The sequence below is a fragment of the Mesorhizobium sp. M1334 genome (assembly GCF_040317995.1).
Classification (GTDB): domain Bacteria; phylum Pseudomonadota; class Alphaproteobacteria; order Rhizobiales; family Rhizobiaceae; genus Mesorhizobium.
This window is the reverse complement of sequence record NZ_JAMYLM010000051.1, coordinates 1-11,407: the sequence shown is the minus strand read 5'-3', so window position 1 is coordinate 11,407 and position 11,407 is coordinate 1. Positions and strand designations below refer to the sequence as shown.

Here is an 11,407-nt window from a genome sequence, read left to right as displayed (position 1 = left end):
CCCCCCACCCCAAAACCGCCCCATCGGCGCCCCCCCCCCCCCCCCCCCCGCCGGCCCCGCCGCATGACAAGCGCCGGCGTAGCCCCCCGCCCCCGCTTCCAGACGGCTAGCGCGCGGGGGTCTATACGCGGCGGGCCGAACCGGCCAAGGCCATGCAGGAACGCCAGGGCTGCCGCGATCAGGATCGTCAGTGTCAGCGCCAGGAACGGCGGCTCGACCAGAAGCTTGGCCAGATCATACTTCCGCCCCGCGCCGTGCAGCGTCAGATCGAACATCACGGGGCCGTCGTCGGGCTGGAGCAAGGCAATCAGCCCGAGCGCGGCTGCTGCCTTCTCGGGGTCCTTGAGGGCGGCGTTGTTGATCAGGTCGGGGTCGGTCAGGATATAGAACGGCTTGTCGTCCAGTTCGGTAAGCACAGCCTTGTCATTGCCGGCTGCGATGAGAGGGTACTTGTCGGCCACCCACTGCAATTCTTCGGGTGCGGCAACCATGTTGCCTTCGATGTCGAGTTGCTTTGCCGTGCTCTGGCCGGCACCGATCTTCGCATCGGCGATGCGGCCAAGCCATTCGCTCACCACCGAACCGGGCAATCGCCCGAATTTCATGTTCCAGCCTTCATGCCCCTGCAGCGGCAGGATCTGCCATTTGGGCAACACGAAGAGCGTGTTCTGGTCCTGGCGAAGCTCAAGAATGCGGTCAAGCGCCTCCTGGTCGCTGTCGGGCGAGATGGTGACGATCAGCAGTGTGTCGGTGCCGAGATCGTCCTCCGTCCGCGCCATGGCCGGCGCCTCGCCGGTGAGCCGCAGCCATTCCACCAGACCGGCGTAGCCGACGCCGCTCTTCGACAGCGGCGTGGCGCCGCCATTGCCGGGTTGCCGGAAATCGGGAGCATAGGTGGACAGCAGGAAGAAACCGGCCGCCGCAAGCAGGCTGGCGAAAATCCCCCAAAACAGTGTCTTTCGATTGAACGGCTCCTGCGCCTCGACCGCTGGTGCGCTCACGTCCAGGCTTCCCGGAAGGCGAAACGTTCATAGGCGCCGCGTGCTTGCCGCCAGCCCTCCGCGCCAACCGGCCGGCGCGCGAAGAGCGCCGCCTCGACGATGCGGGCGATCTCGGTGAACGCATGGCGTGCCCTTCCCGGCAGGGAAGGGGCATTGGCGATGTCGCGCGCGGTGAGCGACGGGCGCAGGAAGTCCGGCAGCCGGCCGGCAATGTCGGCGACGCTGCGCCGAAGCAAAAGGTGAACCGCCTCGTCATAGTCGCCGCGTGCGGCCAACGCATCCGCTTGCGACAACAGGATCTGCGCGGCGCCGGCGTCTGGGCGCCAAGCTTCTTCGTCTTCGACTTCGGGCCGCGCGCGCTGCCACGGCAGCCGCCAGGCGATGCCTTTCACCTCGACGAAGACCAAAAGCAGGATGATTGCGACGCCCGATATCACCGCCCCCCAGAACAGATAGATCATGTAGGGGCCGAGCCACGACAAAAAATCCTGCAGCGGCTTCAGCCACTCGGGCGGCTTTGGTGGCATATAGGCCGGCAGGTCGAACTGGATCGACTCATCGGCGATCAACTGCTTGTGCAGATTGGTCAGCCGTTCGGCTTCCGCTGTGCCTGGCTGTGCCACCGCCACCCGCTCCCCTGCAACCTGTGGTTCCGAGCCGACACTGACAATGCAGCGGAACAATTGCAAGTGGGCTGGACGGCGACGGTTAATCTTGGCAGAATTACTGTTAGGGGCGCCGTGATACTGTTACGGCGAAACACGGGGGGAAATCATGGCTTCAACGACACTGGAACGGCCTGAGAAATTCGAGATCGGCAGGGTGTTCAACAACAGCTTCGCCGTGATCGGCCGCAACATCGGCTTGTGCGTTGGGCTCGCGCTCCTGTTTTCAGGCTTGCCGGCGATTATTCTTCGGCTGTGGAGCCAACCGCAAATAGATGCGGTTCTGCATGGCGACCCCGGCGCCGCGGCCGATCCCTCTATGGTGTTTCAGAATTCATGGATTACGGTTATTACGGGATTGCTATCGTTCGTTTTCGCGCTGCTGCTCCAGTCGGCGCTGGTGCGGGCGACGATCGAGGACTTGAACGGCAAGCGGCCGACGTTTGGCGACTGCATTCAGATAGCCATCCGCAATTTGCTGCCGACCCTTGGTATTGGCCTGCTCGTCGGCCTGGGTGTGGGCCTGGCGTCGATAGCCTTGCTGGTTCCCGGCATCATCTTGTGGCTCGGATGGTGCGTGGCGGTGCCGGTTCTGATCCAGGAGCGGCTTGGCGTGTTCGGTTCGATGTCGCGCAGCCGCGTCCTGACCAAGGGCAACCGCTGGCCGCTATTTGGCCTGTTCCTGATCCTGATGATCATCGCGATGGTCATCCAGTGGGTGATGCTGGCAGTCATCGTCATGTTGGGTGGGATCATTGCAGATGTGTTGGCAGCCTTGGTGTCGACCGTACTGTCGATGGTGCTGTCGGTGGCCACGGCGGTCAGCTATGTCGAGCTGCGTCAGGTCAAGGAAGGCACCAGGGTCGAAGAACTGTCGCAAATCTTCTCGTAGCGATCGTTCGCTCCGGCTTTTCACCGACGGCTCGGCTCTCGCGTTGCGCTCGAGCAGCCGAGCTTGTTCACAAAGCCTTTGTCTGCGCCGGTAACGCTGTGGCCAGCCGCTTCGCCCATTCCTCGATGCCGGAGCGGCCCGCCAGCAGGTCCTGCCTGATCTCGATTAGGACGGCGGGAATGCCGGGATCGTCGCCATGGACCGGTATGGCGTAGTCGCCGTCGCGGCTGATCACGTAGGGCTCGTTCGCGCGACATTGAGCGCAATGTCGGCGCGCAGGCCGGCAAGCGCTGCCTGGCCGAACTCGATTGCGTGGTCGTAAAGCACGCCGGCGTGCCAGGGCCTGCCAACACCGAGGAAGACCGGCGTGAAGGAGTGGATCGTCGCGATCCGCGTCGCTCTGCCCTGCTTCGCCCGGTCGTCGAGATGGGCGGCCACGCGGTCATGAAACGGCGCGAACATGATTTCGGCACGCCGGCTTCGTTCCTCCGGATCGAGGCCGACATTGCCGGGGATGTCTTCCGATTGCACCGGAATGCTGCCGCTGGAACCAAGCGGCCGTCCTCTGTCAGGCGCTGGATGATGGTGTGGATCATCTCGACGCCATTGGCCCGCGCCGCCGCCAGCAGGCGCTCCTGGTTGGGGGTCGTCTGCGACGCCGTCTGCCGGTAGAAATAGTGGTCTGGACCGCGCTCCGGATGCGCCGGATCGGCGCCGGGCTCGAGCCAGACCCGCTGCATGTCGACCAAGAGCAGCGCGGTTTCGCCGGCCCGGAACGGCTCGTTTCGTTTCGGCAGTGATGGCGTCATGCTTGGTCCTGTGTTGCTGATCACAATCCGGCTGATTTAGCTGATTTTGGTCCGCGCGTCCTGCGTGGCGGACACACTTATTGGGAGTATTCGAAGTCGCTAATTTTAGTTAAACTTTGTTTTCGGGCGTGGAGACGGGGGTCTCTGTCATGATCGATTCAGACGTGTTCGACTTTGTCGAACGCTGCAGGAACCATACAGCCACCGGGCCGCTGCTGAGCGACCTTCTTGATACCGTGAGGAACCTCGGCTTCGAACATCTTATCCTGAGCGGGGTGCCCCTCAGCGGTCAGAAACTTGCGCCGATGGTTGAACTGAATGGCTGGCCGGCCGGCTGGTTCGAACGCTATGTCGAGGCCGAGCATGCCGCCGTCGATGGTGTTTGCATCTACTCGGCAAAAACCCTGAAGCCGTTCCTTTGGTCCGAAGTTCCGGCAAAGTGGTCGGATACGGAAGGTTCCCGACGCGTCGCCGGCGAGGCGACGGAGTTCGGCATCTGTAGCGGCTTCGCTGTGCCAATGCTCAGCATTCACCATTGGCAATCCGTGCTGTCGTTTGCCTCTTCCGCGAAGTCCTGCACCCTGTCGCCGCGCCATCAAGTGCAACTGGTGACCATGGCGGTCTACGCCGGCATGTCGATCCAGGCCTTGGCGGATGACGATGATGACGATGAGGGCGTGCTGACCGACCGCGAAAAAGAGGTGCTCTTGTGGGCCGCGGCCGGCAAGACATCGTCTGAGACATCCCAGATTCTCGGCCTGACCGAGCGTACTATCAAATGGCATTCGACACGGGCTCGAGAGGCTTTTGGCGTCGGCACGACCACGCAAGCGGTCGTCGAGGCGGTGCGCCGGCGCCTGATCCACCCCTAGAGCATGATCCCGAAAAGTTGCAGACTTTTCGGATAAGATCATGCGAAGAAACAAAGAGCTAGAGCAGGACGACCGTCCTGCTACTAGCCGCGTCAACTGTCCCATCGGACAGGTGACGTATATTAGCGCGACTGCGAGTATCCCTTTGAGAACGATCGGGGGATCGCGCCATGATAACGGCCCACGTAGTCAATGCGCATAACAAGCATCTCTATGAAAACGAATTCGACGAGTTTCTGCGCCGGCGGCACGATTTCTTCGTGCACCAGAAACATTGGCGCCCTCCGAGCCCGGACGGTCGCGAGCTAGATCAATTCGATACAGACGCGGCGACTTACCTGCTCGGTATTGAAGATGGTCGCGTGGTGACCTCGGCCCGATTGATCCCAACGAGCGAGCCGCACATGGTCTCGGAGGTTTTTTCTCACATGTGTGAAAAATCGGGCGTCCCAAGACGTCCCGATTGGGCCGAATGGACCCGCACATTCGTCGTTCCCGACAAACGCACTGCCGGACTGAGGGGCACGCTGACGCAGCTGTGCTGCGCGGTGATGGAATACGCTCTCGACGAGGGCCTCAGCGCCGTCGGCGGCATCCAGGAAACCTACTTCATGCCCCACCATGGCGCGCTGAAGTGGCGCGCCGAGCCGATGGGCATGGCCAGGGAAGAAAACGGCGAATGGTATATCGTCGCGTATATCGAGGTGAATGAGGCGGCGCTGGCGAGTGTGCGCAAGATACTTGGGATTGAGCATTCGCTGCTGGTGAGGCGTGGATCGCAGGTGCGGTTTATCGAAGAACCCTGTGGCAGGCCGCTTCATGAGCAGGGAATCAGACTTCTATAGACTGGCGTTTCTCAAAAATGGGAGGAAACGCATCAGGATCGTTTGCAGACCAGAAGTTTAAAGTTTGCCAAGAGTATGGTGGCCAAAATTGCACTGGTCCAGGTATACTGTGATATACTTTCGATGCGTTAATGCAGCTTTCGCCGGACAAGGAGCGATAAATGAACACATAAAGACAAGAAGAAGGCCAATATGTAGGTGAACGCGCTATTACGCGCTTAAATAGTGGAGGAGAAAACAATGCCTAATTTATTCGGAACCGAATGGAAGCTAGAATCTAGAAAAAGCATATTTACCAGTGGCTTCAGCCCAAATACCGAGACGCGAAAGTATGACGAGCTCGAGAATGGCTACACGTTGGCTGTAAGGGGCACTGAAGGAGGAAAGCCTTACCAGTGGAAATACACTGCGTTCTATGATGGTAAGCCGCACAAAGTAGAGGGTCGCGACGATGTCGACTCGATTACCATATTCAAGGATGGCAGCAACGAAACAGGCGGATGGTTCACCAAGGACGGAGTGACCGTCGCAGGCTATAGGCGGGCTGTAGAAGCATCAGCCCTAGTGGTAACAGCTGGCGGGCGCCGTCCGGATGGGACGGCATATTTTGACACAATAAGATACAACGCGTAGCTCGCTGCTTTGCTAGCCGGAGCATTCGTTTCGTGTCGCTGATTTGGTAGGGCCAAGCAGCTCTTGGCTTGGCTCCATTCGCTCAACGACGTAGCGTATCGAATGACCACGTTCGTTGTGCCTGACAAAAGAGGAATTACGGTGACAGTGCACTTTTTACCATGCGGCGGGAGCGACATGGTAAAAAGTGCACTGTCACCGTAATTCGAGCGCACAAGCGGGGGAAGCACCATGATCGCCGACGAACAGGCCAAAGCGGCACAGGAGATTGCGAAGCTCGGCCAAAAAGGCATTGACGCTGCAAGCGAAGCCGGCGGCTTTTTTGCCAAGACGTTTGGCAAGGCAATCGATCATATTTCCGAGGCAATGGCCGACAAGGCGGCTGCTTATCGTGTCATGAATCGCGCTAATGTTGTCGCCAAAACGCAGGCGCGTTTAAAGCAGCTCGGTGTCTCCAACTTTAAGGCGATCGATTTCCGCAACGGTGTGCCTTTGCTGGAAGGGATTTCAGATGAATCCGACGAAACGCTGCAGGATGTTTGGGCGACGTATTTCGCAAATGCGCTGAATCCTGCAAACCCAAGAGTCACTGCAAACCGCCAGCTGATCGGCATCATCCGGTACCTTGAACCCGACGACCTCAATATCCTTTCTGGAATATCATCCCAGGAATTGAGCCAACGCCGCGCTGACCCGCTCATTAAGAAACCCGCGGACTTCTTTGGTGAAGAGGCAGTGCTCAACCAGAGTTTGTCGCGGCTTACGGCACTCGGCCTTTTCGCGTTCGAAAATGGTCCTGACCCCATAGGGTGGGACGAAGACGAAGACCATCGGCGGCCATGTAGGCTCATCATAGAAACGTCTCTAGGCGAGTTCGCCGCGATGCCGCTGTTGATGATGCTAAAAGCCGCGATCGAGGAACCTGGGGCCGGGTAAAGCCTTCAACGACCAGACGTTAGAAGGGGGCGGGCGCAAACTTGTCAAAGCTGCACAATTACAGGCCCGCGGCGCCCCAACGGACGTAATTTTTTCTGCCGGCGAAAAACTGGGCAGTGGGGTTTCTACAGTCCGTGGATAAACGAGATTCGTCTGTGATCCGGCTCTGCGCCACGGCTGGCCGTAACCAAGCGCTACCTTTCAGGCGGAAGCTAGTCTAAAAGAGAATGCCACCGCCAAGCGAACTCATGGATGGCACGCATGAATTCGAACTGGCCGGCATCGAGGCGGATGCGACTTCGATAGGGTCTATCGAAGTTCCGAGATATCGGTCCGCCGCCGCACAGCCGGGGAAATAGCCCATGGCCACCGACGCCGAAAAACTCATTCTATCGAGACGCAGCGATCAGCAGCGCCAAGAAAGGACATGGCTTTATGCATCGAATTCGCGCGCCCAGTTCTTTGCCACCTCAGGCTCGCGCATCGCGACGGCACTCTCGGTGATCGTGTCCAAGACGGCTTCTATGCGGGAATAGTCGTAAGAGGATTGCCTGACGCGCTGCCCGAGGAAGTCGCGCATGTACCGCGTCTTTTCTTCAAGTTCGCCCTGATACACCTCCAACTTTGCGTTATAGCTGGTCCAGCGCACTCTCGCCCCCGGATCCAGATGCAGATAACACTCGATTGCGGCCGCGCGCCCGTTGATATCCGCTATTAGTTCCCCGTTCGGTCCAATCGTCTCGAACGAACCGAAGGCGGGAAGATTGGGGAGTTTGAGGATTCGCATGTTTGGCAGGGCCTTAAGCTCCCTGCACCGTTGGTAATTGGCAACACCTTCTGCATCGTTGTCGAAAAGGACCAAAACCTTATTTTGGACGGAGATGCCAATCAGTCCCTGTACAAAGCGAAACACGTTGCCAGTGCCCGAGAATGGGTAGCCTTCCTCCATGTCGACGAAATCAAAAAAGTCCGCGACATGCGGGCGCAAGATCTTCAGGGCATGCCGCAGGATTGCGGCGTCCGAACTGCCCTCGGTTACGATCAGGAAGCGATTGCTAGGATCAAGCGGGCGAACGAAGTCTTCGCGGGACGCATATCCACCTTGCTCGACATCATTGAACGCCCACTGTACGTGCAGTTCGCTCGCCCAGGGGTTTCGCGCCAGCAAATGCATGACGGTATAAGCGCTCAAATTCTCCATTGCATGCGACACCGCGCCATATTCAACCGGGTCATCCTCGAAGTGTTTGACCAGGCCTAGGCGTGGCGCCAGTTCGCGGCGGAAAAACTTTCCGAAGTCCTCACCGCCCTCGCCATAGTCGGCTGAAACGGTATTTACATCGACATTTGCCAGCGCGTCGCGCAGGTGCCCGAAAGTGAAACGGGTGACGTCAAATCCAACGAGCTTTGCAAGAAAGGCAAACTCCGGTTCGCACTGGGCATAGGTATGCCCCAGCAGATTGAGACGGGCGATCACCTGCACGAGGGGCTTAGATAACCCTTCTTTGAGCTCGACGATGGGCTTCCACCGCATCTCGCCTTCAAAGTCGGGGTCGTCTTCGTCACCTGCGTAGTAGTAGGGAACATCTGCCACGTCTGTCTCGCCTTGGAACAGGGCGGAGTAGTCGGTGAAACCGCTGTTTTTGCCCCACTCGATTTCGAGGCGGCCGATAGCCAATTGAATCATCGAGCCCATGACAGCGAACCTAGAAATCCACACTCCCGGACCGAAATTAGAACCGGTCAACTGCCATCCGGCGTCAGTCGGCCCTCGTCAAGCACAAATATGCTGATAGTGGTGGCCGGTCATAAGGAGGCAAGCGATGACGAATCCATATTGGCATGACGCCTTCAAGCCGCACCTAACGGACAGAGGTGAAATTCGCCTGCTGTGCTTTGAAATCTACAACATCGTAACCGCCAGCATGAGCCGACAGGGGACAGGCTTGAATGGACACGAGGCCCCACAGTTTCCGGAAATCGACATCCTTTGCTTCACGATGGCTGAAGCAGAACTGTCGAAACGGCTGTTGAGACTTGCGCTGTTGGTCCGAACGTTTGATGACACGTTTAGCAGGGCGGAAGACTCTGTCGACTATAAGAAACACCTCAAACGCATAGAGGATGAGCAACAGGATTTTGGCGGTGTTTACGAAGGGTCTCCGGACGTCACCAAGACGATCAGAGAGTGCGGCAACAAAATTATTCATCGGAGGATGTTCGCCCAGTTTACGAAACGCAAGATGAGCGAGATGATCCGGAGGCAATGTGGGGAATGAACGGGACGGTCGAACTGGAGGGTACACGGCGCGACCAGTGGAAGATCGTCATTGATATCCATTCCTACGTAGAGGGTGTTTTAGAGCTCATCAATTACAACGAATAGAAGCCTAAACCGGTCCTCTGTGGCAACGGAGAGGACGGACGATGATCGACAAGATTCCGGTTGATAGGACCCTGCGAAGCCTTGCCAGCAAGGCGATCCCCTCACGCGGAGTTCGTCATGCCCCACAGCCCAGCGAGATCGTCGAGGCTCATGCGCAACATATCGGCCGCGACTGCGCTGCCGCTTATCCTTGCCGGCAATGACCGGAACCGCGTTGCCGCCCTTATCTGCGCGGCGTCGGGCGTGCCGCGCGAGGCCAGCATGGTGATTGCCGATTCGGTCACGGCGACCGGGATTGTTCGCGGGTTGCTGGCGTCGGCGGGATGGGCGCGGGAAAACAACGGGTTCGGAACGGTGGCGGGGCGGAGCTTTTGATGCGGCGGTGACATGGCGCGAATGACGCCATGAAATGCCTTGGATCGCCCGCACGGTGCTGGGGATGCGGCAGATCGGGAACGCCGGCAAGGTGCACCATGCGGCGGGGGCGACATTGTAAAAAGTGCACTCACCGTAATTCTGATCTATACTCCGGACACCAGCGCGAACGCCTACGGCAAGGCGAAGGGCGGATGAAGCGCGTGATAGAGTTCTCTTTTCAGTCATGTGGCGATGTTAAGATGTTAGCCTCCGACCTGACGAAATTTATCGAGCAGGATCATCTGGCTCTGGATGCCTTCGTAAAGGGCGATCCTGAGCCCTTGAAAAATCTCTACTCGCGACAGGACGACGTCATTATTGCCAATCCCTTTGGCCCGCCGGCGAAGGGATGGAGAAAGGCCGCTGAGACCATGGAACGGGCCGCCACCAATTACCGGCACGGCAAGGCCATCGGCTTTGAGCGCATCTCGGAGTATGCGACTGCCGACTTGGGATACATCATCGAGGTCGAGCGGTTCCAATCCAAGGTCGGTGGTGGCAACAAACTGGTGCCGATTGCGCTTCGAGTCACCACCATATTCCGGCGCGAGGAAGGCGCGTGGAGGATCGTCCTTCGTCATGCCGATCCGATAACCTCGGCACGCCCGCCGACGTCCATTGTCGGGGAGTAGAAGGGTTGGCGGAGAGGTTTTAGGAATTACGGTGGCGGTGCACTAATTTCTTTTCGCCGCGTGCCTCGTTTTCCGGTCTCTCACGGCTTTGCCGATTTGCTCGGCGATGCTCTCGGCCCACGGGTGCATCGAAAACCGCGACATCGGCGACGCGGCAATGCTCGATGAGCAGTTCTTGTGGAACACCTCGGACGTGAAAACACTTTGGCTCGCCCGTACGGTGCCGGGGGATGCGACAGACCGGGAACGCGGGCAAGGTGCACCAGCAACTTTTGGCTGTGGTAGGTAAGGAGACAGGCGGCTAGACTTCGATCCAGTCCTCACCTGTGGCCGCAATACCCCAAGGATATATCAAATCGAACGCGGTTAGCGCTCTCGCCAAGCTGGCGCCAGGTGCCAAAAAATCCACGTAGGACCAACCTATTCCGGGACCGCTGCGCCAAACTCTCAGAGTGCCACCTTGCCAACGACCGGCGTACGCATGTTCACCCACGGTCACAATGTTATCCAATGCATCGTTCGCAGGCACCATCGAACCACCGCCAGATGCCCCAAATCGGAATGCCGACTGCTGACCATCAACGGTCATGCAATCGTGGCTAGCCTTGAAATCGAATAGGCGCGTGCTGTCTGCCGCGCCCTTCAATTCAGCGTTCGCCTGCGGGGGATGCCAGAGAGTTACATGTAATCCCTCGCTGACCAGGGACTTGATGAGAGGAACAAAATCGGAATCGGCCGCAAACAGTGTTGCCTTCAATATGTTGCCTCGGAAAGCGTGGGTCATCATATCAACTGCTAGTCTAACATCGACGCCTTTTTGTCGCTTATCAGCCCCTACGATTTGCCCAAGTGCAAGGTGGACACGATCCAGCGCCTGAATTTTCGCAAGGCGATCGTAGTCTGGCTGCACACGAGCTTCATACGCGCCCTGGGCTTCTCCATGCGCCTTGCCCGGAACAGCATCGTAAAAGAAGATCTTGTCGTATGCCCCACTTGCCATCGCTGGGACATACGGTTGATAGGCGATCGCATCCCCAAATAAATCCTGACAAATCTTCCTGACGCTTGCTCGCAGGCAACCACCGTCGACAAAAAGGTATTCTCGCTCCCTTGGTGCATGGCCCCCTCCAAAGATCATCGCACCTTCATCCCCTATGAGTTGCCAAATTCGACCTATCGCGCACGTGGTAGGAGTGCCGCCTTCTACAGATGTCCGGTAAGCGCCACGCCGCTCCCCTCGTGCGGCGCATGAGGTGAATGTGCGAAGAATCCCCCCGATCGCGAGAGACGGAGGGCCTACGTGGGAGCAGACGGCAAAA

The 11,407-nt window shown here is 58.5% G+C and carries 15 protein-coding genes; 8 read left to right on the top strand and 7 right to left on the bottom strand.

Annotated features, from left to right (window positions below; translation table 11 throughout):
- Both NKH17_RS32715 and NKH17_RS32710 read right to left on the bottom strand, forming a co-directional pair.
- Positions 1 to 1,001 (bottom strand): DUF4350 domain-containing protein (locus tag NKH17_RS32715; RefSeq protein ID WP_352973475.1); only part of this gene is annotated, 1,001 nt, incomplete at its 3' end.
- Complete coding sequence (locus NKH17_RS32710; protein WP_352802407.1) at positions 998 to 1,624, bottom strand: DUF4129 domain-containing protein; 627 nt, start codon at positions 1,622 to 1,624, stop codon at positions 998 to 1,000. The genes NKH17_RS32710 and NKH17_RS32715, both read right to left, overlap by 4 nt.
- A gap of 151 nt (positions 1,625 to 1,775) precedes the next feature.
- Here NKH17_RS32710 and NKH17_RS32705 point away from each other — a divergent pair, with 151 nt between their 5' ends.
- Positions 1,776 to 2,558 carry a hypothetical protein gene (locus NKH17_RS32705; protein ID WP_352899815.1) on the top strand — a complete coding sequence of 261 codons (783 nt, stop codon included), beginning with the start codon at positions 1,776 to 1,778 and terminating at the stop codon, positions 2,556 to 2,558.
- 67 nt (positions 2,559 to 2,625) lie between these two features.
- Here NKH17_RS32705 and NKH17_RS32700 read toward each other — a convergent pair whose 3' ends face one another.
- Positions 2,626 to 2,793: a hypothetical protein gene (locus tag NKH17_RS32700; protein ID WP_352477115.1), complete on the bottom strand. Its 168-nt coding sequence runs from the start codon at positions 2,791 to 2,793 to the stop codon at positions 2,626 to 2,628.
- On the bottom strand, positions 2,790 to 3,089 hold the full coding sequence (locus tag NKH17_RS32695; RefSeq protein ID WP_352477116.1) for an N-formylglutamate amidohydrolase: 300 nt from the start codon (positions 3,087 to 3,089) through the stop codon (positions 2,790 to 2,792). The genes NKH17_RS32700 and NKH17_RS32695 overlap by 4 nt, the downstream gene beginning before the upstream one ends.
- Before the next feature lie 56 nt (positions 3,090 to 3,145).
- On the opposite strand from NKH17_RS32695, the gene NKH17_RS32690 reads away from it, so the two are divergent.
- The 5 genes from NKH17_RS32690 (at position 3,146) to NKH17_RS32670 (ending at position 6,653) form a co-directional block, all read left to right on the top strand.
- On the top strand, positions 3,146 to 3,358 hold the full coding sequence (locus tag NKH17_RS32690) for a hypothetical protein (protein ID WP_352899811.1): 213 nt from the start codon (positions 3,146 to 3,148) through the stop codon (positions 3,356 to 3,358).
- Between the two features lie 158 nt (positions 3,359 to 3,516).
- Positions 3,517 to 4,239: a LuxR family transcriptional regulator gene (locus NKH17_RS32685; protein WP_352899808.1), complete on the top strand. Its 723-nt coding sequence runs from the start codon at positions 3,517 to 3,519 to the stop codon at positions 4,237 to 4,239.
- Between the two features lie 170 nt (positions 4,240 to 4,409).
- The gene (locus NKH17_RS32680; protein ID WP_352899805.1) at positions 4,410 to 5,084 is read left to right on the top strand and encodes an acyl-homoserine-lactone synthase; all 675 of its coding nucleotides are present in this window, start codon (positions 4,410 to 4,412) and stop codon (positions 5,082 to 5,084) included.
- Positions 5,085 to 5,324: 240 nt separating this feature from the next.
- Positions 5,325 to 5,717, top strand: a complete 393-nt coding sequence (locus NKH17_RS32675) for a hypothetical protein (protein ID WP_352899802.1) — start codon at positions 5,325 to 5,327, stop codon at positions 5,715 to 5,717.
- A gap of 231 nt (positions 5,718 to 5,948) precedes the next feature.
- Entirely contained in the window at positions 5,949 to 6,653 is a 705-nt protein-coding gene (locus NKH17_RS32670; protein WP_352899799.1) for an Abi-alpha family protein, read from the top strand.
- Between the two features lie 433 nt (positions 6,654 to 7,086).
- On the opposite strand, the gene NKH17_RS32665 is transcribed toward NKH17_RS32670, so the two are convergent.
- Positions 7,087 to 8,349, bottom strand: coding sequence for a HEPN/Toprim-associated domain-containing protein (locus NKH17_RS32665; RefSeq protein ID WP_352899796.1), 1,263 nt, complete (start codon positions 8,347 to 8,349; stop codon positions 7,087 to 7,089).
- 127 nt (positions 8,350 to 8,476) lie between these two features.
- On the opposite strand from NKH17_RS32665, the gene NKH17_RS32660 reads away from it, so the two are divergent.
- Positions 8,477 to 8,932, top strand: a complete 456-nt coding sequence (locus NKH17_RS32660) for a hypothetical protein (protein WP_352899793.1) — start codon at positions 8,477 to 8,479, stop codon at positions 8,930 to 8,932.
- A gap of 208 nt (positions 8,933 to 9,140) precedes the next feature.
- Here the strand turns inward: NKH17_RS32660 and NKH17_RS32655 are convergent, their stop codons facing one another.
- Positions 9,141 to 9,428, bottom strand: coding sequence for a hypothetical protein (locus NKH17_RS32655; RefSeq protein ID WP_352899791.1), 288 nt, complete (start codon positions 9,426 to 9,428; stop codon positions 9,141 to 9,143).
- Positions 9,429 to 9,608: 180 nt separating this feature from the next.
- Here NKH17_RS32655 and NKH17_RS32650 point away from each other — a divergent pair, with 180 nt between their 5' ends.
- Positions 9,609 to 10,088 carry a YybH family protein gene (locus NKH17_RS32650; RefSeq protein ID WP_352899789.1) on the top strand — a complete coding sequence of 160 codons (480 nt, stop codon included), beginning with the start codon at positions 9,609 to 9,611 and terminating at the stop codon, positions 10,086 to 10,088.
- A gap of 301 nt (positions 10,089 to 10,389) precedes the next feature.
- Here NKH17_RS32650 and NKH17_RS32645 read toward each other — a convergent pair whose 3' ends face one another.
- Entirely contained in the window at positions 10,390 to 11,226 is an 837-nt protein-coding gene (locus NKH17_RS32645) for an NYN domain-containing protein (protein WP_352899786.1), read from the bottom strand.
- Positions 11,227 to 11,407 lie beyond the last annotated feature (181 nt).

What these genes read in the sequence shown, in the direction of transcription:
- NKH17_RS32705 (WP_352899815.1), top strand. Translation starts at nt 1,776, where the DNA reads ATGGCTTCAACGACACTGGAACGGCCTGAGAAATTCGAGATCGGCAGG.
- NKH17_RS32685 (WP_352899808.1), top strand. Translation starts at nt 3,517, where the DNA reads ATGATCGATTCAGACGTGTTCGACTTTGTCGAACGCTGCAGGAACCAT.
- NKH17_RS32680 (WP_352899805.1), top strand. Translation starts at nt 4,410, where the DNA reads ATGATAACGGCCCACGTAGTCAATGCGCATAACAAGCATCTCTATGAA.
- NKH17_RS32675 (WP_352899802.1), top strand. Translation starts at nt 5,325, where the DNA reads ATGCCTAATTTATTCGGAACCGAATGGAAGCTAGAATCTAGAAAAAGC.
- NKH17_RS32670 (WP_352899799.1), top strand. Translation starts at nt 5,949, where the DNA reads ATGATCGCCGACGAACAGGCCAAAGCGGCACAGGAGATTGCGAAGCTC.
- NKH17_RS32665 (WP_352899796.1), bottom strand. Translation starts at nt 8,349, where the DNA reads ATGGGCTCGATGATTCAATTGGCTATCGGCCGCCTCGAAATCGAGTGG.
- NKH17_RS32660 (WP_352899793.1), top strand. Translation starts at nt 8,477, where the DNA reads ATGACGAATCCATATTGGCATGACGCCTTCAAGCCGCACCTAACGGAC.
- NKH17_RS32655 (WP_352899791.1), bottom strand. Translation starts at nt 9,428, where the DNA reads ATGTCACCGCCGCATCAAAAGCTCCGCCCCGCCACCGTTCCGAACCCG.
- NKH17_RS32650 (WP_352899789.1), top strand. Translation starts at nt 9,609, where the DNA reads ATGAAGCGCGTGATAGAGTTCTCTTTTCAGTCATGTGGCGATGTTAAG.
- NKH17_RS32645 (WP_352899786.1), bottom strand. Translation starts at nt 11,226, where the DNA reads ATGATCTTTGGAGGGGGCCATGCACCAAGGGAGCGAGAATACCTTTTT.